The following is a 19,965-nucleotide window of genomic DNA, read 5'->3' as shown; positions in this document are numbered from 1 at the left end:
GCCCGCGCGGGCGGCGGTGCGGCTGAACTGGAGCGCCGGGCCCGGCGACCGTGGCCTTGACCCGCCCGGGACATATGCGCCGCGTCTCACCGCCAGCGCCTCGGCGATTGCAGCGCCCACCGGCCCCATCCGCCTGGCCACGGCGCGCACCCGGCGCAACGATCGCTCGCCCGCCAGCCGGCTGAAGGCGCTGTCCTATCTCGACAACGTCCTGGCGCGCGCTGAGGCCCGGGCGGCGGGCGCCGACGAGGCCCTGATGCTCAACACCGTGGGCGAGATCGCCTGCGCCGCCGCCGCGAACGTCTTCTGGGCGCGCCACGACGAGGTGTTCACGCCGGCGCTGGACTGCGGCGTGCTGGACGGGGTGCTGCGGCGGCAGGTGATCGCCGCCTGCCATGCCCTGGGCGTGCCGGTGCAGGAGGTCTACGCCAATCCCGGCCGCGTCGGCGGCGCGCCGATGTTCGTCACCAACAGCCTCATGGGCGTGCGTCCCGTGGCCAGCCTGGATGGCCGCGACCTGCCGGCGTCGACGCTGGTGGCGGCCATCGCGAAGGCGGTCAGTCGAGCGCCGAAATGACTCCGCGCACGATCTCGACCAGCCGCTCGATCTCGGCCGGCTGGACGATCAGCGGCGGCGCGAGGGCCAGGGTGTCGCCGGTGGCGCGGATCATGGCCCCGGCCTCGAAGGCGGCGACCATCGCCGCATAGCCGCGCGCGCCCGGAGCGCCGTCGCGCGGCGCCAGGTCGATCCCGGCCATGAGGCCGATGTTGCGGATGTCGACGACGAACGGCGCGCCGCGCAGGCTGTGGACGGCGTCCGCCCAGAGGTCGGCCAGGTCTCCGACGCGGGTCAGCAGGCCCTCGCGCCGGTAGATGTCGAGCGTGGCCAGGCCCGCCGCGCAGGCCACCGGGTGACCCGAGTAGGTGTAGCCGTGGAAGAACTCCATCGGAGCCTCGGCCGCCCCCAGGACCGTGTCGTGCAGTTCGCGCCGCACGAAGACGGCGCCCATCGGCAGGACGCCGTTGGTGATGCCCTTGGCCGTGGTCATCAGGTCGGGGGTGACGCCGAAATATTGGCCGGCGAACGGCGCGCCCAGGCGGCCGAAGCCCGTGATGACCTCGTCGAAGATCAGCAGGACGCCGTGGCGGTCGCAGATCTCGCGCAGGCGCTGGAGATAGCCAACGGGCGGCGGGAGGACCCCGGCCGAACCGGCCACCGGCTCCACGATCACCGCGGCCAGGGTGTCGCCGTGCAGGGCCACGAGCTGCTCGAGGTCGTCGGCGCGTTCCGCGCCGTGGGGCGGCAGGCCGCGGGCGAAGGCGTTGCGGGCCGGATCGTGGGTGTGGCGGATGTGGTCGGCCGCCAGCAGCGGGAAGGTCTTGCGGTTGGCGACCAGCCCCCCGGCCGAGATGCCGCCGAAGCCCACGCCGTGATAGCCGCGCTCGCGCCCGACGATGCGGGTGCGATGCCCCTGGCCGCGGGCGCGGTGATACGCGAAGGCGATCTTCAGCGCCGTGTCCACCGACTCCGACCCCGAGTTGGTGAAGAAGATGCGGTCCAGGCCCTCGGGCGCGATGCCGGCCAGCGCCTGGGCGAAGTCGAAGGCGATGGGATGGCCCATCTGGAACGACGGGGCGTAGTCCAGGCCGAGGAGCTGGTTGTTCACCGCCGCGGCGATCTCGGGCCGCCCGTGGCCGGCGTTGACGCACCACAGGCCGGACTGGCCGTCCAGGATCTCGCGTCCGTCCTCGGTACGGTAGTGCACGCCCTTGGCCGCCACCACGAGTCGGGGGTCGGCCTTGAACTGGCGGTTGGCCGTGAACGGCATCCAGTAGTTCGCGAGGTCCGGGCGGTTGTCGCGGTCGTAGGCCATGCGGCGCTCTCCAGGCTGGCGCCGTCACGAAATCAGGTTCCGGGGGGCGCGGCCAGCGTCTTGAGACCCTTGCCATTTCCGGCGCCCCCGCGGGATGCTGGCGGACAAGACCGGCCTCCGGGAAGGCCGGCGGGAGGACACGGCATGCGGTTCGGCATCTTCTACGAGCATCAGCTTCCCAGACCCTGGAATCCCGGCGACGAGGCGCGGCTGTTCCAGGACGCCCTGGAGCAGGTGAAGCTGGCAGACCGCCTGGGCTACGATTACGCGTGGGAGGTCGAGCACCATTTCCTGGAGGAATATTCGCACTCCTCGGCGCCCGAGGTGTTCCTGGCCGCCTGCGCGGCGCTGACCACCAACATCCGGCTGGGCCACGGCATCCGCCAGGTGATCCCGCAGTACAACCACCCCGCCCGCGTGGCCGAGGCGCTGGCCACGCTCGACATCGTCTCGCGCGGCCGGCTGGACTTCGGGATCGGCGAGGGGGCGACGCGGCTGGAGCTGGGCGGGTTCGGCATCCCGGCGCGGGAGAAGCGGGCGCTGGCGCTGGAGGCCGCCGAGCAGATCGCCAACATGATGACGATGGACCCCTATCCCGGCTACGAGGGCCGCGCCTTCTCCATGCCGTGCCGCAACGTGGTGCCCAAGCCGGTGCAGACGCCGCACCCGCCCATGTGGATGGCCTGCACCAATCGCGACACCATCCGGGTGGCGGCGCAGAGCGGCGTGGGCGCCCTGGCCTTTTCGTTCCTCGATCCTGAGGAGGCGAAGACCTGGGCCGACATCTACTACGGCATCATCCGCTCGGACGACTGCAAGCCCATCGGCCACAGCGTGAACGCTCAACTCGCCATGGTGTCGAACTTCTCGGTGCATCCCGACCGGGACGAGGCGATCCGGCGCGGACAGGAGGGCTTCGAGTTCTTCTCCTACGCCATCAACGCCCTGGTGGCGCACGACGCGATCCCCGGCCGCTCGACCCTGTTCGCCGACTTTCAGAAGAGCCGGGCGGCCAGCGACGAGGAGATCATCCGCGCTCGCAAGGCCGCCAAGGTGAACGCCAACGGCATCGGCACGCCCGACGACATCCGCGAGCACATCCGGGGCTTCCAGGCCGCCGGCGTGGACCAGGTGATCTTCCTCCAGCAGGCCGGCCGCAACCGGCACGACCACATCTGCGAATCGCTGGAATTGTTCGCCGCGGAGGTGATGCCGGGGTTCAAGGCCGAGGCGGCCGAGCGGGAGGCTGCGAAGGCGGCCGAACTCGCGCCGTTCATCGAAGCGGCGCTGGCGCGCAAGGACCGTATGCCGGCGCTGGCCGACCACGAGATTCCCGTGGTCCCGGCCTCGCGGCCCAAGGCTCAGGTGAACGAGACGGCGCGATAGGCCGGTGGGCGGAAGAAGTCGTTCGACCCTAAAGTTCGGCCCACATGCGCAGCAGGTTCTGGTAGGCGCCGGTGAGGGCGACGATGGGCGGGGCGTCCTGGCCGGCGGCGCGGGCGAGCTGCTGGATCGAGATGTCCATGTCGAAGAGCAGGGCGCGCCGGGCGTCGTCGCGCACCAGGCTCTGGATCCAGAAGAAGCTGGCCACCCGCTCGCCGCGGGTCACGGGCTCGACCCGGTGCAGGCTGGAGGCGGGATAGAGGATCAGGTCGCCTGCGGGCAGCTTCACGGCATGGACGCCGTAGGTGTCCTCCACCACCAGTTCGCCGCCGTCGTAGTCGTCGGGATCGCAGAGGAAGAGGGTGGCCGACAGGTCGGTGCGCAGGCGCACGCCCTGATCGCGCTGGAAGCGCATGGCGTTGTCGACATGATCGCCGAACGTCTGACCGGGCCCGTAGCGGTTGAACAGGGGCGGATAGATGGTGTGGGGCAGGGCGGCCGACATGAAGAGCGGGTTGCGTGTCAGGGCATCGCGCACCTCGGCGCCGGCCGTACGGGCGGCGTCCGACGTCTCCGGAAGCTGGAGGTTGCGCTTGGCCAGCGCCGACTGAGGGCCGGCGGTGGCGTTCCCGTCCTCCCACGCGGCCGCGTCGATCCGCGTACGGAGGTCGGCGACCTGATCGGGCGACAGCACGCCCGGAACATGCAGCATCATGGGATGGAGCCTAGAAGAACAGCGCCCCGCCGACGAGGGATGTCGGCGGGGCGCGAGGCCGGTTCCGAAGAAGGGGAGGGATTCAGAACCGGTAGTTGAGGGTGAGCGTCGCGTTCCTGCGGTCGCCGGGCGCCGCCCAGCCCGCCAGGGCCGTCCGGACGCGGGTGTAGTATTCCTTGTCGAACAGATTGCTGACGTTCAGCCGCACCTCGAGGCCGTCGGTCGGGAACCAGGCCACCGTGGCGCGGTGCACCCAGTAGTCCTCGGCCTTCACGCGCGGGATGGTGGTTCGGGCCGGCGGGTTCGAGTTGGTGATCTGGCCGTGCTGGCTCAGGTAGTACTCGCCCTGATAGGTCACGCCGTAGCCCACCTGCACGTTCCATTGGCGAAGATCGTAGGTGGTGAACAGGCTGAAGGCGTGGTCGGGCACGCCGATCAGGTCGTCGCCCTTCGTGAAGTCGCGGCCCAGCGCCGCGGCGAAGTCGTCGACTCCCTGAAGCACCTTGGACTTGAGGTAGGTGTAGTTGGCGAAGACGGCCCAGTCCGGCGTGATCTGGCCCGACACGCCCAGCGAGACGCCGTCCACGCGGGCGCTGCCGTCGAGCTGCTGGACCGGAATGGTGGGGTCGTTCGAGGCCACGCGGTAGTTGGTGCGGTCGTTGCGGAAGAGGGCCGCGGTCAGTGACAGGCCGGTGGGCAGGTCCCACTTGCCGCCGATCTCGAAGTTTTCGGCCTTCTCGGGGTCGACGGTGCAGGTCAAGGCGCTGCACGCGCCGCTGCCGTTCACCGTGGCCTGCGATGGCGTCTGCGAGTTGCCATAGGCGAGGTAGAGGCTCGCGTTCGGGATCGGCTTGTAGACCACGCCGAGCCGCCAGGTGAGCAGGTTCTCGTCCGACTCGAACGTCGGGCCGGGCGTGATCGCGCCCAGGGTTGCGCCGACGGTGGTGTTGTAGGCGTCGGTCCGGTTCGAGCCTTCGTTGTGCTCCCAGCGGACGCCGCCGTTGATCGACCACTGCTCGTTGAGGACGATGTTGTCGAACAGATAGACCGACTGGTTGCGCCGCTCGCCGTCCTGGGCGCCCGACTGGATGAAGTTGATCGGCCCCGTGTAGGTGTTGTCGGGGTTGGCGATGTTCATCGCCGGCAGCGTCACCGTCGCGCCGTTGGCCTGGCGCAGCACGTTGCCGTTGTCGAGCCGGTAGTCCTCGGCCAGGAACGCGGCGCCCACGACCAAGGTATGACGAACACCGCCCAGCTCGCCCTCCCAGGTCAGGTCGGTCTGATTGTAGAGCAGCGTGTTCTCGGAGAATCGCGCCGTCCCGCGCGGGCCGCTTGGCAGGTAGAAGCCGGGCGCCGGATCGGTTCCCGCGCAGGCCTGATAGCCCGTGGTGTTCGTGACGGTGGTGGACTGGCTCCAGGCCACGGGGCGCTGGCCGTTGGCGAGGCACAGAGCTCCCTGCGGCGGGTTCACCACCAGATCCTGCTTCACCTTCTGATAGCGCGAGAGGTTGCGGATCCGCAGGCCCTCGCCGAAGTCGTGCTCGACGATGCCGGTCAGGACGTCGACCTTGGTGTCCTGGCGGTCGACGTTGGCGTAGCCGTAGTAGTTCCCGGGATCGACCCCGGGAACTGCGCGCCCGTTGTAAAAGGGGACGCCGTAGGACGGCGTGTTGCGGTCCTCCTGATGGAAGTAGAGGGCGGTGAACTGGGTCGGCCCGTTCAGGCCCACCGTGACCGCCGGGGCGATCCCCCAGCGCTTCAGCTCTTCGACGTCGCGGCCGGGAACATCGTTGCGGTGCGCCATCGCGTTGAGGCGCACGGCCACGTTGTCTCCGATGACGTGGTTGGTGTCGATGGCGCCGCGCCAGTAGTTCTCGGTTCCGACGCCGGCGGTGACGACGGTGGCGTTACGGCCGTGGGGCCGCTTGGAGACGATGTTGATGTTGCCGCCCACCGCGCCGGCGCCCGAGTAGACGGAATTGGCGCCGTTGGTGACCTCGATCTGCTCGAGGTTGAAGGGGTCGGAGCGGCTGTACTGGGCGCTGTCGCGCACGCCGTCGACGGTGATGTCGTTGTTGGCGGAATAGCCCCGCAGGTTGATCGAGTCGCCGAAGCCGCCGCCGCCCTCCCCGGCGCCGAAGGTGATCCCGGGTACGGTCGACAGGACATCGCGCAGACTGAGCAGGTTCTGCGCCGCGATGGTCCCCTTCGAGATGATGGTGACGGTCTGCGGGTTGTTCAGCGGGTCGGCGGTGACCTTGGGGTTGTTCTGTTTCATCAGCCGGCCTTCGACCTCGACGCCGCTGACGGCCGTGCCCCGGTCCTGGTCGGCGGTGGCGACCGCGACGTCCTCGGCGGCGGCCACAGCTTCGGCGGCCTGCGCGCCCGCGCCCATCGACAAGCCGGCCAGCCCCGCCATCGCGCAGGTGAGCGCGCGCTTCTTCCGCGCCGAAACGCCCGTCCTCGACATATGAACCCCCGATCCGCTTTATTGCGAACTGTTGCTACTGAGAATGCGAGGCGCTCTTAGATCGCGCGGCGACGTTTCGCAATGATAATCATTCGCAATATCGGGAAAGCCGGAGCGCGTCTCGCCGTTGCAACCGACGCGCGCCGCGGCCCGTAACTTGCTGCGAGAGGGCGCCGTCACCGTGGCGGCGCCGAAGAGGACAAGGCCAGTGGCCGCGCTCGCTTCCCCTTCCCCGTTGATCGGCCTGCAACCGAACCCGGCGGCGTCCGTTGACTTTTCGGCAACCGACGCACCGAAAGCTCAGGTTCGTACGATGGACATCCTCAAGCCCTACCTGCTCCTCGCCAGCGTGGCCTTCACCGTAGGCTTCACGGGCTACTGGGCGTTCGGGCAGGTCGCCGGCGCCCTGACGCCGGCTCCGGTGGCCGTGCGTCAGGCTCCGGCCTCCGTCGAGGTTCCGTTCGAACTTCTCCAGGACTCGCTTCGGCGCACCTGATCCCTCCGGTAGGCGCCGAGGGCGTGGAAGGGGCTCCGCCAAACGCGGTCGGCTGGGCCTTCCTCGAGTTTTCCGCGCCCTCAGCCCCTGCCGGATAAGTCCCGCCCCTCGCCGTGGGCGGACGTTGCGTCATGGAACACCATGGACGTCGCGACCTTGCAGAAGCAGGCGAGGGTCCCGCCCTATCCCCCGCGGGCCACGAACCAGCCGTTGCGGAAGCCATCGCCGGTCTTGCCGTAGGCGACGGCCTGCCCCTCCGGCGTCAGAACGCTGCCGCCGGCGGCTTCCAGCACCGCGTGGCCGGCGGCGATGTCCCATTCCATGGTCGGGCCGTGGCGGGGGTAGACGTCGGCCGATCCCTCGGCGATGCGGCAGAACTTGATCGAGGAGTCCATCGGCTCGCGCAGGTCGAAGCCGTACTCCTGCGCCAGTTTCACCGCGGTCTCCTCCTTCATGGTGTGGGAGACCAGCGCCACGGCCGCGCCCTTGGGCCAGACGCGTGCCCGCACAGGGACGGCGGGGCCTCCGTTCACGCGCTTCATCGCGCCCTCGGGACCGGTGAACCAGGTCTCGCCGGTCGGTGGAGCGCACACCGCGCCGGCTACGGGACGGCCGTTGTCGATCAGGCCGATATTGACCGTGAAATTGGGGTCGCCCCGGACGAACGCCTTGGTGCCGTCCAGGGGATCGACCAGGAAGAAACGGGGGCCGATGCGATCCGGCGTCCCGAACTCGCTGGAGTATTCTTCCGAGACCACCGGAATGTCGGGGAAGCGCTGTGCGAGGCGCTCCAGGATCAGGGCCTCGCCGCGCCTGTCGGCCTCGGTGACCGGGCTCTCGTCCGCTTTCGTGAGCACCTCCACGCCCGACTTCCAGAGCGGCAGGATCAGGGCGGCGGCGGCTTCGCAGATGTCGGCCAGCGTCGGGCCCAGGGCGGCGTTGTCGGTCAAGGAGTCCTCGGCGTCATCGATCGGCGCCTGTCTTAGAGAGGCGTGGCCGTTTCCCCAAGGCGCAAATCGCGCCTATTTTCCCGCATGACCGAAACCGCCGCCGCCACCACCCTCCGCCCTGCGGAGATCGCCGCCTACCTGGCGGCCCGGATGTGCCACGACTTCATCAGCCCGGCGTCGGCGATCACGTCCGGCCTCGACCTGCTCGACGACCCGTCGGCGCAGGACATGCGCGAAGAGGCGATGGGCCTCATCGTCACCTCCGCACGCAAGCTGACGGACCTGCTCTCGTTCTGCCGCGTGGCGTTCGGCGCTTCGGCCTCGGCCGAGACGTTCGATGTCAGAGACCTGGAGAAGCTGGCGGGTGGCGTCTTCGCGCACATGCGCGCCGAACTGGCCTGGGCCGTCGACACGCCCGCGGTCGACAAGCCGGTGGCCCGGACGTTGCTGAACCTGACCCAGATGGCGGGGGCGGCCCTGCCGACCGGCGGCGTGGCCAAGGTGCGCGCCGTACAGGAGGGCGCCTCGGTGGCCATTGCGGTGGAAGCGACCGGCCCGCGGGCGCGACTGCGGCCCGAGGTGCTGGCGGGTCTCCAGGGCCAGCCCCTGGGCGAGGGCCTGCACGGCCACTGGGTCCAGGCCTACTATGTGCATCTGTTCGTCACCGATGCGGGCGGGCGGGTGTTCACGGACGTGTCGGAGGAGCGGGTCGTCTTCGCCGCGACATTGCCGGTCTAGGGCGAGGCGCCTTGGCCGGTGCGATCCGGCCAATCTGATTCGCTGGACGTCAGCCCGCCGTTAACCAGCGGCGCGCGACAACGGGCGCTCTCGCCGGGAGCCCGCCCTCGCCTTGAAGACCTGTCTCGTCGTCGACGACAGCCGCGTGATCCGGAAGGTCTCGCGCCGCATTCTCGAAGACCTCGGCTTCGAGGTGGCCGAGGCGTCCGACGGCGTGGAGGCCATGGCCTGGTGCAGCGCCGTGACGCCCGACCTGATCCTTCTGGACTGGGAAATGCCGACCATGGACGGCCTGACGTTCCTGCGCCGCCTGCGGGCCGAGCCGGCGGGCGACCAGCCGAAGGTGGTGTTCTGCACGGTCGTGAACGAGATCGAACGTATCCGCGAGGCCCTGGACGCGGGCGCGGACGAATACATCATGAAGCCGTTCGACGGCTCCATCGTGGCCGGAAAGCTGGACTACCTGGGGCTGATCGCATGATCCCGCCACCGGACTGCGCCTATCTCGCCGCGCTCTGCAAGGCCCGTGCGGGCCTCAGACTGGACACCGCCAAGACATACCTGATCGAGAGCCGGCTGGGACCGGTCGCGCGGCGCGAGGGCTACGCCACGCCCGAGATCTTCATCGAGGCGCTGCGGGAGGGGGCGGGCGAGCGGGCCGCATGGGCGGCGGTCGAGGCCATGATCGTGCCCGAAGGCGAGTTCTTCCGCGATCGCGCCGTCTTCCAGCGCCTGGTCGAGGAGGTGATCCCCGAACTGGTGCGCCGCCGCGCCGGACAGCCCGTCCGGATCTGGAGCGCCGCCTGCGGGACCGGTCAGGAGGTCTATTCTCTGGCCATGATGCTGGCCGACCGTCCCGATCTCGCCAGGTCGTGCGAACTCTACGCCTCGGACCTGTCCGAACGCAGCCTGGAGAAGGCGCAGTCGGGCCTCTATTCCCAGTTCGAGGTCCAGCGGGGCCTTCCCGCGCGGATGCTGGTGCGGTTCTTCGAGCGCCGTGGCGAGTTCTTCGCGCTCGCGCCCCGCATCCGCCAGATGGTGCGCTGGCGGCGGGTCAACCTCATGGACGACCTGAGCCGGCTGGGACCCTTCGACCTCGTGCTCTGCCGCAACATGTTTCCGCAGTTCGAACCCGAATCTCTGGGACGGGTGCGCGACCATCTGCGGGCCGTCCTGGCGCCCGGAGGCCAGCTCCTGCTGGGCTTGGGCGAGGAGCGGGCCGGGGATCTCGCCCCCCTGGTCCCGGACATCGGACTCTACGCCGCCTGACGCGCTGACCGGCGTGAAAAAGGCCCGGCTCGCGCCGGGCCTTTCCGATTTCATCCTGACGGCGACGTCAGTTCTTGGCGTCTTCGGCCGTGGTGGTCACGGCTTCGCCGGCGGACTTGATGTCCTGGCCGGCGCCGGACACGGTGTTGCAGGCCGAAACCGCCAGGCCGGCGGCGAGGACGGCCATCAGAAAGACCTTACGCATCGGGGTTCATCTCCGGGTTGGAATATCGCCCCGCCGCAACGCGTCATGCCGCCGCTTGGTTCCCGCGCGCGGTGGCCGGGCGGTCGGCCGTGGGCGTGGGGAAGATCAGGCGGGCCGTGATCCCGCCCTCGCTGTTGCGCACCAGCTCGGCGCGGCCTCGTAGCTGGCGGGCGAAGGCGGTCATCAGGGTGCGGCCGACGCCCGACGCCACCAGTGCATCGTCCGGCGCCTCGCCGTCGTCGCAGATCTCGAGGATCGCTTCGTCGCCGCGGACGAAGAACTCCAGCTTCAGGGTGCCGCCCCGTTGGGCGAAGGCATGCTTCTGGGCGTTGGTGATGGCCTCGACGGCGAACAGCGCCAGCGGGGCCAGGCGGTCGGGGTCGATCACCAGCGGCTCGACGCGGAGTTCGGTGCGCACCGCCAGCCCGTGGGCCAGTTCGCCGTTGACGAGCTGGGCCGTCAGCTCCTCCAGGAAGGGGCGCAGGTCCACGCGCTTCAGGTCGGGGCCCTGGTAGAGGGCGCGGTAGATGAGGGCGAGCGCGGTGATGCGCTGGCGGGTGTCGCTCATGGCCGAGCGGGCCGCGGGATCGGTCAGGGCCCGCTGCTGCATGCTGAGCAGGCTGGAGATGACCTGGAGGTTGTTCTTCACGCGGTGATGGATCTCCCGCATCAGCGCGTCCTTCTGGGCGAGGCTGTCGCGAAGCGAGGCGTCGCGCGCCACGATGGCGTCGGCCATGTCTTCGAGGGTCTCGGCCAGCTCGCGGATCTCGGGCGGCATCTGCTCGGCCTGGACGGGGCGGACGCTGAGCCGGCCTCGCGCATAGAGGGCGGCGATGCGCTGGAGGTAGGCGATCCAGCGCACGACCACCCGGTCGGTCACCAGCGACACGGCGACCAGGGCGAGGACGAAGGTCAGCAGCGGGAAGAAGATGCTGGTGAGCGGGTTGATCCGCGCCCAGGACAGGAGGCCCGGCGACTGGGCCGACAGCACCACATAGACCTCGTCGCCGATGACCGGCGCTGCGGAGTAGACCCGGCGGCGGTCCCGACCGTCGCGGCCGTACCAGACCAGGGCGCCGGCGGCGTCGACCTTGGCCCGCCAGTCGGCCGGCAGCCGCGGGAAGGCGTGGACGTCGGTGGTGGAGATGTAGCGGCCGGTCTTCTCCACCAGCCCCACCTCGGCGCCGCGGGGCAGCGAGGGGTCGGTGACCTGCGGCTGAAGGCTGGAGAGCGCGACCACGGCGGCGAAGGCGCCGTCGAACGCCCCGTCGTAGCGGGTGGCGCGGGCGGCCGTCAGCACTGCGGGCTCGTCGGCGTAGCTGGAGCCCGGATCGCGCGTGATCACGAACTCGCGTCCGCCGACCAGTTCCCGGAACCACGACCGGGCTTCGCGCTGGGGATCGGCGGGCACGCCGCCCGCCGCGCAGACCACGCGGCCCAGGCGATCGAAACGCACCAGATTCAGATAACCCGGAATCCGCTCCTTTACGTCCGCGAGGCGTTGGGCGCACTGGAACCCCACCGCGCCGGGCGCCAGCGTCTGGAGCAGAACGTCCGCCGCCTCCATGCGCGCGCGCGCCGTGGCGGCGCTGCGCTCGGCCGCGAAGCCCAGGTTCTGGCGCAGGGTCTGCCCTTCGCGCTGGAAGCCGATCGCCGATTGCAGGGCGCCCAGGATGAGCACGGGCAGCAGGGCGGCCGCGAGCGCCGCGATCAGGCGGACCCGGATCGTGCTCAGCGACAGGCGATCCAAACCGTACACCCCAGCGCCTCCCTATCGCGAGGCGCTGAGGCGCTCCGCATGGGCCAGGATCGAACTCATCGCGTCGCCTGCGGCGGCGCCGTCGCGATCGTAGGCTCCGGCCTCCAGGATAGCCTGGAGGGCGCGCCGCGCCCGGCTGACGCGGCTCTTCACCGTGCCGACAGCGCATCCGCAGATCTCGGCGGCCTCCTCGTAGGCGAAGCCGCCCGCGCCGACCAGGATGAGCGCTTCGCGCTGTTCGGCGGGCAGCATGGCGAGTCCCTGGCGAAGCTCGTCCAGGGCGACGGGGGCTTCGGGATCGTCGACCGCCACCAGCGTGCGTTCGGCGGCCTCCTGGTCGAGCTGGCTCTGCCGCCAGGAGCGACGCTTCTCGGAGTAGAACTGGTTGCGCAGGATCATGAAGGTCCAGGCCTTCATGTTGGTGCCCATCTGGAAGCTGGCCCGCGCATCCCAGGCCTTCATCATGGCGTCCTGCGCGAGGTCGTCGGCGGCCGTGGCGTCGCCGCAGAGCGTGCGCGCGAAGGCGCGAAGATGCGGGATCAGCTGGACCAGCTCACCCTTGAACGCGGCGTCCTCCGCGGCGGTGCGTTGGGGGCGGACTTTCTCGGCGGCGCCCATCAGGCCTTCTCCGAGCCACGGCTGTCCGCGCGTCGCAGGATCTCCAGGAACTCGTCGGGCACCTGTTCGTTCACGACTTCGTCGAACAGTTCGCGCAGGCGTACGCCAATGGCCTGCTGGCGCAGGCGGGCCTCGTCGACGGCGGCGGACGCCCTGCGACGCTCTGGGGAAGGTCGTTGTTCGATCATGTCTTCGGCCGTCCGCTGACGCGGAAGTCGCCCCCTCTCGTGATCTTCTTCGCCGCTCAACGCATGTCCCCCCGATCGGGTTCCCAGTCACCGGGCGGGAGGATGATGAAAACTTCACCGTAAGGGAACCGGTTCCCTGAGGCCGCGTTTTCGGATCATCATAGTCCCGCTCGGCGGGACGCATCGTCCTGCGCCGCCTCAGGCCGGATCGAAGCAACCACGGAGGGGGAAACCTTGAGCCTTCTAGCCCGACTGGCGCCTCACCTGCCCTACGTTCGCCGCTATGCGCGCGCGCTGACCGGGGACCAGTCCACAGGCGACCATTACGTGCGCGTCGCCCTCGAAGCGCTCGCGGCGGGCGAGCAGACGCTTTCCGATACGATGACGCCGCGGGTCGCCCTGTATCACGTGTTCCATGCCATCTGGGGCACCTCCGGCGCGCAGCTCGAAGGACCCGCCGACGACGGCGGCGCCGATGACGCCACCCGTCGCCTGATGCGGATTGCGCCGCGCTCGCGCCAGGCCTTCCTGCTGACGGCGCTCGAGGGTTTCACGCCAAGCGAGACGGCGCAGATTCTCGGCGCGGACTTCCCCGAGGTCGAGCGGCTGATCGCCGAGGCCCAGGCCGAAATCGACGCCGAACTCGCCACGGACGTGCTCATCATCGAGGACGAGCCGGTGATCGCCGCCGACATCGAGGCGCTGGTGACCGAGCTGGGCCATACGGTGGTGGATATCGCCGCCACCCGGACCGAGGCGGTCGACGCGATCGCGCGGAAGTCCCCGGGTCTCGTGCTCGCCGACATCCAGCTCGCCGACGGATCGTCCGGGATCGACGCGGTGAAGGACATCCTTCAGCGGTTCGACGTTCCGGTGATCTTCATCACCGCCTTCCCCGAACGCCTGCTGACCGGCGAGAGGCCCGAGCCGACATTCCTCATCACCAAGCCGTTCCAGCCGGAGACGGTGAAGGCGGCCATAGGCCAGGCGCTGTTCTTCCACCCGCGGAACGCGAAACAGAAGGCCGCGTAGGCCACGACTGCGGGCTCGACATGAGGAAAGGCGTCGCCGACCCGGTGGCGTCCTTTCCGAATCGGGCGCGTCAATCGGGATCCGGCGGGGGCGGCTGGGGCGCCTGGAAGGCGCTTGCGGCCGCCTGCCGCTCCGCCGCCGTCGGATCGGTGGACGCGAGGTCGGGAGCCTTCCAGGTCCAGGCGGCGAACAGGCCCAGGGCCGCGAGAAGCGTGCTGAACACCAGCACCCAGAAGACGGGGCGCCCCCACCGGCCCTGGCGGACCCGCGTGGCGTTGAGCGCCGTGTTCGGGGGTTCTCTGGAATAGGTCATCGGATCGTTCTCCGGCCTTGCAACGCCCCGTGTGCGGGCTGGTCGGAGGAACGCGTCGTCTGCGCCACTGTTCCGAAAGCGTCGTCTTTGGCGGAAGCGGGCATGACTTCGAAAAAAGTCCTGCGGCGGCGGGAACGCAGAGACGTCACCGACGTTTCAATGAGTGCGGAGGCGGCGACGCCCCCCCCGACTTGAGGCCGGCGACACGCCGGTCTGCCGTCTCCGCAACCCCTTTTCTCGATGATGCACACTGGGCGGGTCGAAAGACCCGCCCCATCTTTTGCGGGACCCATCTTTTGGCGGGGCTAGGGTTCGTCGTCCGTGACGGCCTTACCTCAGGCCTCCGCCTCAGGGTGGGCTGAGCCGCAGCGTGACGTCGGCGCGACGACGCACAGGGCGGAGCTGGCCATCGGGCGCAACGGAGCCCGCCTGTCCGGCCGCGGCCACCTCGAATTCGGCATCCGGCAGGCCGGCCGCCTTGATGGCCTCGGCCACCGAAGCGGCCCGGCGCTTGGAGAGTTCCAGGTTCGCGGCGGGGTCGCCCACGGCGTCGGCCAGGCCGACGACGCGAACGCCCTCGATCCGGCAGCCGCGAACGGCCTGGGTTTCCGCCGCGAGGACGCGGCGGCCCTCGGGCGTGATATCGGCGTCGTTCGCTTCGAAGTAGACCGGTATGGTCACCTCTCGGCAACTCGGCGGGGGCGTTTCGATCGCGGCCCGTCTGTCGGGCGCCGACGCGCAGGCTGCGACCCCCACGGTGGTCGCCATCGCCCCCACCAGCCCCACGATTCGCGCCATCGGCCTCTCTCCTCGGTCAACGCATATGAAAAGGGCGGTCGGGAATACGACCGCCCTCTTCCTAACCCGGCTTGGCCGCCACGTCAGCGGGGCGCGCCATTCTCCCAGTAGTAACGGCCGGAACCCGGGTCGTAATAATAGTAACGGCCCGCGCGCTCGTCGTAGTACTGGCGGCGATTGGGCGAGGACGCGCCGCAGCCCCCGTCGTCGCGGCAGCCTTTCACTGCGCCGGCGACAGCGCCGACCCCGGCGCCCACGGCAGCCCCGGTTCCAACGCCGACGTCGCCCGAGACAGCGCCGATCGCAGCGCCCGTCAGGGCGCCCAGAGCGGCGCCGCCCATGGCGCTGCGTTCCGTGTTGCCGGTGGTGGTGCAGGCGGCGGCGAGGACGCCGGCGCCCGCCATGGCGATAAGTGGCTTCAACATGCCAATGGCTCTCCTGTGGGTGTCCCCTGCGGCGAAGAACGCTTCGCACAAGGCGCAGTTCCCCGCCGAGGCCATCGGCGAGGGAGCGGAACCAAGCCACGCGGGCGCCGTTCCCTGGGGATCGAACCCGAGGAGGCTCCTGTGACCGCCCTGACCGATCGCGACCCGGCGCGCAGCGAACTGCGCGAAGCCTACGAAATGGGCCGCCGCGACGCCCACCGCAGTCGCCGCCGGCATCCCATCCTGATGACGCTCACGATCCTGGCCGCGGGGATCGGACTGGCCCTTCTGGCGCTGGCGGCGGTGAACGGCTCGTTCGGCGGCGCCGGCGCGGTGGTGGATCAAAACCTTGCGGTCGCGGCCGACCGGGCCGAACCTGTGGTCCGCGGCGTCGCCGCCGACGCGGAAGGCGCCTTCCGCGACGCCACCGCCAGGGACGGGACCCAAGCGCCTGCCAGCAACTGATTCCGAACAGTCCGCCAGCCACCGCTTCCGCAAGGTGGAGGTGGTGGCCAACGTCGCATCCGGAAGTGTCGGGCCCGACGCTCCAGACGAGATTGCGCGCATGCTCGCCCAGTATGGCGTCAGCGCCGAGGTCCACGCGCCGGCGCCCGACGAGCTCATGGACCGGCTCAAGGCCAGCATCGAGGCGGGGCCCGATCTGCTCATCACCCTCGCCGGCGACGGCACCGTCCGCGCGGCGGCCGAACTGTGCGGTCCCGACGGGCCGACTATCGCGCCGCTTCCCGGCGGGACGATGAACATGCTGCCTCACGCAGTCTACGGAGCGGTCCCCTGGCCCGAGGCGCTGAGACTGGCCCTGGAGTCGGGACATGAACGCGATCTCGGTGGCGGCTGCATCGAGGGGCATCGGTTCCTTTGCGCGGCCATCCTCGGCTCGCCGGCCCGCTTCGCCGCCGCGCGGGAGGCCGTGCGTGAGCGCAAGCTCCTGCTGGCGTGGGCGCGGGCTAAGCGGGCGCTCCGCCGCGCCTTCACCGGACGCCTTCGCTACAGGTTCGACGATCGTCCTCCGGCCAAGGCCGAGGCGGTCCTGCTGATCTGTCCCATCGCCTCCAAAGTGATGCGCGCCGATGATCCGGCCCTGGAGGCGGCGGCCCTGGACGTTCGCGGCGCCGGCGAGGTTCTGCGGCTGGGATTCAACGCCCTCGTCAGCGATTGGCGGGCCGATCCCGCCGTCGAGGGCCGGAGTTGCAAGAGGGCCCTGATCCGGTCGGCCCATCCCATTCCGGCCATCCTGGATGGCGAGACCGTGACCTTGCCGGCCGTGACCGAGGTCCGCTTCGATCCCCGTGTCTGCCGTGTTCTGGCGCCGCCGCCCAAGGACGAGCGGTGATCGTCCGCATCGCGCATCTGTCCGACATCCATTTCGGGGGTGAGAACGCGGCGGCGGTGGCGGCGGCCGGAGATTTCGTCCGCGGCGGAGGCTTTGATCTGACCGTGGTGTCCGGCGACCTGACCCGTTTCGCGGAAGCGACGGAGTTCGAGGCGGCCGGCGCCTGGCTGGCGGCGCTTCCCGGGCCGCGGCTGGTGACGCCGGGCAATCACGACGCCCCCTATCTCGCCTGGGCCGAGCGGATCTTCACGCCCTTCCGCCGATTCGAGCGGTTCGTCGGCCCTGCGCGGTTTCAGGCCTGGCGAGGACTTGGCGTCGGAGTCGTGGGCGTCAACACGGCCCGGGGGGCTCAGCCCCGGCTGAACTGGTCAAAGGGCCAGATATCGAGCCGACAGGCCGACGACGCGGCGGGATGGTTTCAGGCCGGCGATCTGCTGCGGATCGTGGTCGTCCATCATCCCCTGATCGAGATGATCGGCGGACCGATGACGGCGCGGGTGTGGGGAGGCGCTCAGGCCGCCGCTAAACTCGCGGACGCCAATGTGGATCTCGTGCTCTCGGGGCATATTCACGCCCCGTTCGTCTGGCCCTATCCACATGGCGACGGCCGGACCTGGGCGGTGGGGGCGGGAACGCTTTCGGTGCGCGAGCGCGGGGTCCCGCCCGGCTTCAACACCGTAGAAATCGAGGGCGGGACCGTTCGGGTCACCGCCCTCGCATGGACCGGCTCGTCCTACGAGCCCTTTCGGACCTGGGCGCTCGAGAGGCGCCCAGGTCGGTCTTCTCCGGACCGGACGACGTCAGAGCGGGCCTGAGCCCAGGCCGCGGCCGCGCACCAGGTGCAGGACCAGCGAGACGACGAACAGCACGAGGAAGACGAAGAACAGGATCTTCGCGATCCCCATCGCGGCCCCGGCCACCGAGGTGAAGCCGAGGAGGCCCGCGATCAGGGCGACCACGAGAAAAGTCAGGGCCCAGCCGAGCATGGCGTATCTCCGATCGCAGAGCGGACATGTCTGCGCGAGAACAAACGCCGCCGGGGGCGCGGCGTTCCAAGGCCGAACCGTCAGCGCCTCTTGGGCGGAGAGGGGGGCTTGGCGCCGCCGCCTGCCAGGAACGCGCTGACGAGTGCGGTGGCGATCGCCGGATTTCGCATCAGGACGATTCCGGCCAGCACTGCGGCTCCGGTGGCCAGGATCGGACGCTCGCGCGCGATGCCCATGATCTTCTCGGCGGGCGAAGGCGGCGGAGCCGGAACGCCGCGGCGAGGACGGATCTTGCCCACGGCGACGGCGGCCGAGAAAAGCGCGATCAGGGCGAACACGCCGGCGACCAGGGCGGCGCCCCCGATGGGACCCAGCCACTGGACGACCAGCGCGTAGAGCGCGAAGGCGGCGGCCACCAGGGACACCGACACCGCCGCAGCCACCGCCACGGCGGCCACGACAATGCTCAGGATGCGGTTGAGGCTCAACGCCGGGAGGCGAGCAGCATGCCGATCAGGACGCCCACGCCCAGGGCGGCGCCGGTCGCCGCCAGGGGACGGGCGCGGATCTGCTCGCTGGCCGCGCGGGCCGCCTCGTCGAACTGCTCGCCGGCCACGTCGGCGTAGACCCGGCTCTGGGCTCGGATCTGCTCCAGGCTCTGCTGGACGGTGGCTTCGATCCGCTTGGCGGCTTCGGTGATCGCCTTCTGGGCGTCGGCGGCGATCTTCGCGGCGGTGTCGTTCGCGGCGGTCGCCACGTCTTCGGTCGTAACCGGGCCGGCCTTGGGGGGCATATATCGTCTCCGAACATTCACGCTCCCGACGGGAGCTGTAGGATAGCGCAGTGCAACATAGGAGGTCTGCCGGCGCGGCGCAAAGCCTCAAGGTCTAAGTCGGGAAGGCGACGATTGAGATGGACGAAGCGGAGAGAGCGCCTATCTATTGGAAACGATGACGCGCGAGCTGGATCACAGCTCCGACCGCGACCGCCTGGAGCTTGCGCTCCAGATCGCCGGCCTGGGCGAGTTCGACTGGGACATCGGAAACGATGTCGTCAGCATCAGTGCGCGCCTGTCGCGCATCAGCGGACTGCCCGAGGGCGAGCAGCCTGCCGAACAGGGCGCCATCTTCAGTCGGATCGTCCATCCCGACGACGTGGACGCCGTGCGCGCCGACCACACTCGGGTGATCGGCGCCGGTGACACCTACGAGCGGCGCTATCGCATCATCCGCCCCGAGACCGGCGAGGTCCGCTGGATGCGTGGCGCGGGTCACGTCATCCGCGACGGGTCCGGCGCGGCCGTGCGCGTCTGCGGGATCGTGGAGGATGTCACCGCCCAGTACCTGGAGGAGGACCAGCGCCAGCAGCTCATGTCCGAGCTGGATCATCGGGTGAAGAACGTCCTGGCCGCCGTGCAGGCCCTGGCCCAGCAGACGGCGAAGCGGACGACCTCGCTGGATGCGTTCCTGACGAACTTCAACGGGCGGCTGAAGGCGATGGCCTCGGCCAACGAACTGCTCACCGCCGCGCGTTGGCGGGGCGCCGCCATCGACCACCTGGCGTCGGCCGAGCTGGGCGCGCTGGCGCCGGGCCAGACGAGCTGGGAAGGTCCCGAGCTTTTCCTGACCCCGCGCGCCGCCAACGCGCTGTCCCTGGCGCTGCACGAGCTGGCCACGAACGCCGTGAAGTTCGGGGCGCTTTCGGTGGAGACGGGGCGTGTCGATCTGCGCTGGCATACGCTGCGGGACGGCGGTTTCGAGCTGACCTGGACCGAAACGGGCGGGCCGCCGGTCGGCCCGCCGGCGCGCCGCGGCTTCGGCTCGACCCTGCTGGAGCAGGTGACCCCGCGTGAGCTCAACGGCGCCGCCGAAGTCGAGCATCGCCCCGCAGGCGTGCGGGCGCGCCTTCGCGCCGGGCCGCAGGCGATGGCCGACCGGCCCGAGGTCGTGCCCGATGTTCCGGTCGCGAACCGGGTGACCGAGACGGTGGCCACTGCCGCCGGCCCCGCCAGCCTGAACGGGGCTCGGGTGCTGATCGTGGAGGACGCCGTCCTGCTGGCGCTGGAGCTGGAGACGGGACTGTCCGAGGCCGGGGCGGAAGTGGTCGGTCCGGCCTATGAGCTGGAGGAGGCGATGGCGCTGCTGGACCAGCCGATCGACGTTGCGGTCCTGGACGCCAACCTGAACGGCCGCTCGGTGACCCCTGTCGCCGAGGTGCTGCACCAGCGCAGGATCCCCTTCGTCTTCGCAACCGGATACGGCGAGACGGGGGGCGCGCCGGGCGGCTTCGACGCCCCGATCATCCGCAAACCCTACGACGTCACCCAGGTGGCCTCGGCCGTGGCCGAGATCCTGGCATCCCGTTGATAAGCTTTACCATACGCCGCGTCGCA

At 70.1% G+C, this 19,965-nt stretch carries 25 protein-coding genes; 11 read left to right on the top strand and 14 right to left on the bottom strand.

The genetic code is table 11. From position 1 onward, the window contains the following. A partial coding sequence (locus ABS78_RS14655; RefSeq protein ID WP_293380638.1) for an aminotransferase class IV occupies positions 1-577 on the top strand: 577 nt, incomplete at its 5' end. Here ABS78_RS14655 and ABS78_RS14650 read toward each other — a convergent pair. Beyond that, entirely contained in the window at positions 558-1,874 is a 1,317-nt protein-coding gene (locus ABS78_RS14650) for an aspartate aminotransferase family protein (protein WP_293380635.1), read from the bottom strand. The genes ABS78_RS14655 and ABS78_RS14650 overlap by 20 nt on opposite strands. A 144-nt stretch (positions 1,875-2,018) precedes the next feature. On the opposite strand from ABS78_RS14650, the gene ABS78_RS14645 reads away from it, so the two are divergent. Continuing rightward, entirely contained in the window at positions 2,019-3,260 is a 1,242-nt protein-coding gene (locus tag ABS78_RS14645; RefSeq protein ID WP_293380632.1) for an LLM class flavin-dependent oxidoreductase, read from the top strand. Between the two features lie 28 nt (positions 3,261-3,288). On the opposite strand, the gene ABS78_RS14640 is transcribed toward ABS78_RS14645, so the two are convergent. Both ABS78_RS14640 and ABS78_RS14635 read right to left on the bottom strand, forming a co-directional pair. Further along, positions 3,289-3,972, bottom strand: coding sequence for a Fe2+-dependent dioxygenase (locus tag ABS78_RS14640; protein WP_293380629.1), 684 nt, complete (start codon positions 3,970-3,972; stop codon positions 3,289-3,291). An 82-nt stretch (positions 3,973-4,054) separates the two neighbouring features. Beyond that, positions 4,055-6,442, bottom strand: coding sequence for a TonB-dependent siderophore receptor (locus ABS78_RS14635; protein ID WP_293380626.1), 2,388 nt, complete (start codon positions 6,440-6,442; stop codon positions 4,055-4,057). A gap of 313 nt (positions 6,443-6,755) precedes the next feature. Here ABS78_RS14635 and ABS78_RS14630 point away from each other — a divergent pair, with 313 nt between their 5' ends. After that, entirely contained in the window at positions 6,756-6,938 is a 183-nt protein-coding gene (locus tag ABS78_RS14630) for a hypothetical protein (protein WP_293380623.1), read from the top strand. Between the two features lie 182 nt (positions 6,939-7,120). On the opposite strand, the gene cysQ is transcribed toward ABS78_RS14630, so the two are convergent. Further along, positions 7,121-7,909, bottom strand: coding sequence for a 3'(2'),5'-bisphosphate nucleotidase CysQ (gene cysQ / locus ABS78_RS14625; protein ID WP_293380868.1), 789 nt, complete (start codon positions 7,907-7,909; stop codon positions 7,121-7,123). A gap of 63 nt (positions 7,910-7,972) precedes the next feature. Here cysQ and chpT point away from each other — a divergent pair, with 63 nt between their 5' ends. The 3 genes from chpT to ABS78_RS14610 all read left to right on the top strand — a co-directional run bounded on the left by chpT (position 7,973) and on the right by ABS78_RS14610 (position 9,895). Further along, the gene (gene chpT, locus ABS78_RS14620) at positions 7,973-8,626 is read left to right on the top strand and encodes a histidine phosphotransferase ChpT (protein ID WP_293380620.1); all 654 of its coding nucleotides are present in this window, start codon (positions 7,973-7,975) and stop codon (positions 8,624-8,626) included. Positions 8,627-8,738: 112 nt separating this feature from the next. Beyond that, the gene (locus tag ABS78_RS14615) at positions 8,739-9,107 is read left to right on the top strand and encodes a response regulator (protein ID WP_293380617.1); all 369 of its coding nucleotides are present in this window, start codon (positions 8,739-8,741) and stop codon (positions 9,105-9,107) included. Further along, a complete protein-coding gene (locus ABS78_RS14610) occupies positions 9,104-9,895 on the top strand; it encodes a protein-glutamate O-methyltransferase CheR (RefSeq protein ID WP_293380614.1) in 792 nt (263 codons plus the stop codon). The genes ABS78_RS14615 and ABS78_RS14610 overlap by 4 nt, the downstream gene beginning before the upstream one ends. 67 nt (positions 9,896-9,962) lie before the next feature. Here ABS78_RS14610 and ABS78_RS14605 read toward each other — a convergent pair whose 3' ends face one another. The 4 genes from ABS78_RS14605 to ABS78_RS14590 are packed head-to-tail and all read right to left on the bottom strand — an operon-like array spanning position 9,963 to position 12,665. Then, positions 9,963-10,100 (bottom strand): entericidin A/B family lipoprotein, encoded by a 138-nt coding sequence (locus tag ABS78_RS14605; RefSeq protein ID WP_293380611.1) that lies wholly within the window; start codon positions 10,098-10,100, stop codon positions 9,963-9,965. Between the two features lie 43 nt (positions 10,101-10,143). Continuing rightward, the gene (locus tag ABS78_RS14600) at positions 10,144-11,859 is read right to left on the bottom strand and encodes a sensor histidine kinase (RefSeq protein WP_293380608.1); all 1,716 of its coding nucleotides are present in this window, start codon (positions 11,857-11,859) and stop codon (positions 10,144-10,146) included. A 12-nt stretch (positions 11,860-11,871) separates the two neighbouring features. Next, positions 11,872-12,477: a sigma-70 family RNA polymerase sigma factor gene (locus ABS78_RS14595; RefSeq protein WP_293380605.1), complete on the bottom strand. Its 606-nt coding sequence runs from the start codon at positions 12,475-12,477 to the stop codon at positions 11,872-11,874. Continuing rightward, the gene (locus tag ABS78_RS14590) at positions 12,477-12,665 is read right to left on the bottom strand and encodes a NepR family anti-sigma factor (protein ID WP_293380602.1); all 189 of its coding nucleotides are present in this window, start codon (positions 12,663-12,665) and stop codon (positions 12,477-12,479) included. Before ABS78_RS14590 ends, ABS78_RS14595 begins: the two co-directional genes overlap by 1 nt. A 234-nt stretch (positions 12,666-12,899) precedes the next feature. Between ABS78_RS14590 and ABS78_RS14585 the strand changes: the two genes are divergently transcribed. Next, entirely contained in the window at positions 12,900-13,697 is a 798-nt protein-coding gene (locus tag ABS78_RS14585; protein ID WP_293380598.1) for a response regulator, read from the top strand. A gap of 70 nt (positions 13,698-13,767) precedes the next feature. On the opposite strand, the gene ABS78_RS14580 is transcribed toward ABS78_RS14585, so the two are convergent. The 3 genes from ABS78_RS14580 to ABS78_RS14570 form a co-directional block, all read right to left on the bottom strand. After that, on the bottom strand, positions 13,768-14,010 hold the full coding sequence (locus ABS78_RS14580) for a hypothetical protein (protein WP_293380595.1): 243 nt from the start codon (positions 14,008-14,010) through the stop codon (positions 13,768-13,770). Between the two features lie 348 nt (positions 14,011-14,358). Continuing rightward, positions 14,359-14,808: an OmpA family protein gene (locus tag ABS78_RS14575; protein WP_293380592.1), complete on the bottom strand. Its 450-nt coding sequence runs from the start codon at positions 14,806-14,808 to the stop codon at positions 14,359-14,361. Positions 14,809-14,891: 83 nt separating this feature from the next. Next, positions 14,892-15,233 (bottom strand): YMGG-like glycine zipper-containing protein, encoded by a 342-nt coding sequence (locus ABS78_RS14570; protein WP_293380589.1) that lies wholly within the window; start codon positions 15,231-15,233, stop codon positions 14,892-14,894. 141 nt (positions 15,234-15,374) lie between these two features. On the opposite strand from ABS78_RS14570, the gene ABS78_RS14565 reads away from it, so the two are divergent. From ABS78_RS14565 to ABS78_RS14555, 3 genes are read left to right on the top strand one after another with little or no spacing between them, the layout of a single operon-like run. Then, complete coding sequence (locus ABS78_RS14565) at positions 15,375-15,698, top strand: hypothetical protein (RefSeq protein ID WP_293380586.1); 324 nt, start codon at positions 15,375-15,377, stop codon at positions 15,696-15,698. Between the two features lie 34 nt (positions 15,699-15,732). Beyond that, the gene (locus tag ABS78_RS14560; RefSeq protein WP_293380583.1) at positions 15,733-16,587 is read left to right on the top strand and encodes a diacylglycerol kinase family protein; all 855 of its coding nucleotides are present in this window, start codon (positions 15,733-15,735) and stop codon (positions 16,585-16,587) included. Further along, complete coding sequence (locus ABS78_RS14555) at positions 16,584-17,402, top strand: metallophosphoesterase (protein ID WP_293380580.1); 819 nt, start codon at positions 16,584-16,586, stop codon at positions 17,400-17,402. The genes ABS78_RS14560 and ABS78_RS14555 overlap by 4 nt, the downstream gene beginning before the upstream one ends. On the opposite strand, the gene ABS78_RS14550 is transcribed toward ABS78_RS14555, so the two are convergent. The 3 genes from ABS78_RS14550 to ABS78_RS14540 form a co-directional block, all read right to left on the bottom strand. Beyond that, positions 17,388-17,573, bottom strand: coding sequence for a DUF1328 domain-containing protein (locus ABS78_RS14550; RefSeq protein ID WP_293380577.1), 186 nt, complete (start codon positions 17,571-17,573; stop codon positions 17,388-17,390). The two genes, ABS78_RS14555 and ABS78_RS14550, sit on opposite strands and share 15 nt — an antisense overlap. 80 nt (positions 17,574-17,653) lie before the next feature. Then, positions 17,654-18,061: a hypothetical protein gene (locus ABS78_RS14545; protein WP_293380574.1), complete on the bottom strand. Its 408-nt coding sequence runs from the start codon at positions 18,059-18,061 to the stop codon at positions 17,654-17,656. Then, positions 18,058-18,366 (bottom strand): hypothetical protein, encoded by a 309-nt coding sequence (locus ABS78_RS14540; RefSeq protein ID WP_293380571.1) that lies wholly within the window; start codon positions 18,364-18,366, stop codon positions 18,058-18,060. The genes ABS78_RS14545 and ABS78_RS14540 overlap by 4 nt, the downstream gene beginning before the upstream one ends. A gap of 157 nt (positions 18,367-18,523) precedes the next feature. Between ABS78_RS14540 and ABS78_RS14535 the strand changes: the two genes are divergently transcribed. After that, positions 18,524-19,939, top strand: coding sequence for an HWE histidine kinase domain-containing protein (locus tag ABS78_RS14535; protein WP_293380568.1), 1,416 nt, complete (start codon positions 18,524-18,526; stop codon positions 19,937-19,939). The last annotated feature ends 26 nt before the right edge of the window (positions 19,940-19,965 follow it).

Origin of the sequence: Phenylobacterium sp. SCN 70-31 (assembly GCF_001724605.1) — a bacterium.
GTDB lineage: Bacteria > Pseudomonadota > Alphaproteobacteria > Caulobacterales > Caulobacteraceae > Phenylobacterium.
The sequence above is the reverse complement of the archived record's forward strand: the minus strand, read 5'-3'. Positions and strand labels throughout refer to the sequence as shown.

Bases quoted from the DNA above. Each gene is read 5' to 3' on its own strand.
- ABS78_RS14650 (WP_293380635.1), bottom strand. From the start codon at position 1,874: ATGGCCTACGACCGCGACAACCGCCCGGACCTCGCGAACTACTGGATG.
- ABS78_RS14645 (WP_293380632.1), top strand. From the start codon at position 2,019: ATGCGGTTCGGCATCTTCTACGAGCATCAGCTTCCCAGACCCTGGAAT.
- ABS78_RS14640 (WP_293380629.1), bottom strand. From the start codon at position 3,972: ATGATGCTGCATGTTCCGGGCGTGCTGTCGCCCGATCAGGTCGCCGAC.
- ABS78_RS14635 (WP_293380626.1), bottom strand. From the start codon at position 6,442: ATGTCGAGGACGGGCGTTTCGGCGCGGAAGAAGCGCGCGCTCACCTGC.
- ABS78_RS14630 (WP_293380623.1), top strand. From the start codon at position 6,756: ATGGACATCCTCAAGCCCTACCTGCTCCTCGCCAGCGTGGCCTTCACC.
- chpT (WP_293380620.1), top strand. From the start codon at position 7,973: ATGACCGAAACCGCCGCCGCCACCACCCTCCGCCCTGCGGAGATCGCC.
- ABS78_RS14610 (WP_293380614.1), top strand. From the start codon at position 9,104: ATGATCCCGCCACCGGACTGCGCCTATCTCGCCGCGCTCTGCAAGGCC.
- ABS78_RS14605 (WP_293380611.1), bottom strand. From the start codon at position 10,100: ATGCGTAAGGTCTTTCTGATGGCCGTCCTCGCCGCCGGCCTGGCGGTT.
- ABS78_RS14595 (WP_293380605.1), bottom strand. From the start codon at position 12,477: ATGGGCGCCGCCGAGAAAGTCCGCCCCCAACGCACCGCCGCGGAGGAC.
- ABS78_RS14590 (WP_293380602.1), bottom strand. From the start codon at position 12,665: ATGATCGAACAACGACCTTCCCCAGAGCGTCGCAGGGCGTCCGCCGCC.
- ABS78_RS14580 (WP_293380595.1), bottom strand. From the start codon at position 14,010: ATGACCTATTCCAGAGAACCCCCGAACACGGCGCTCAACGCCACGCGG.
- ABS78_RS14575 (WP_293380592.1), bottom strand. From the start codon at position 14,808: ATGGCGCGAATCGTGGGGCTGGTGGGGGCGATGGCGACCACCGTGGGG.
- ABS78_RS14570 (WP_293380589.1), bottom strand. From the start codon at position 15,233: ATGTTGAAGCCACTTATCGCCATGGCGGGCGCCGGCGTCCTCGCCGCC.
- ABS78_RS14550 (WP_293380577.1), bottom strand. From the start codon at position 17,573: ATGCTCGGCTGGGCCCTGACTTTTCTCGTGGTCGCCCTGATCGCGGGC.
- ABS78_RS14540 (WP_293380571.1), bottom strand. From the start codon at position 18,366: ATGCCCCCCAAGGCCGGCCCGGTTACGACCGAAGACGTGGCGACCGCC.
- ABS78_RS14535 (WP_293380568.1), top strand. From the start codon at position 18,524: ATGACGCGCGAGCTGGATCACAGCTCCGACCGCGACCGCCTGGAGCTT.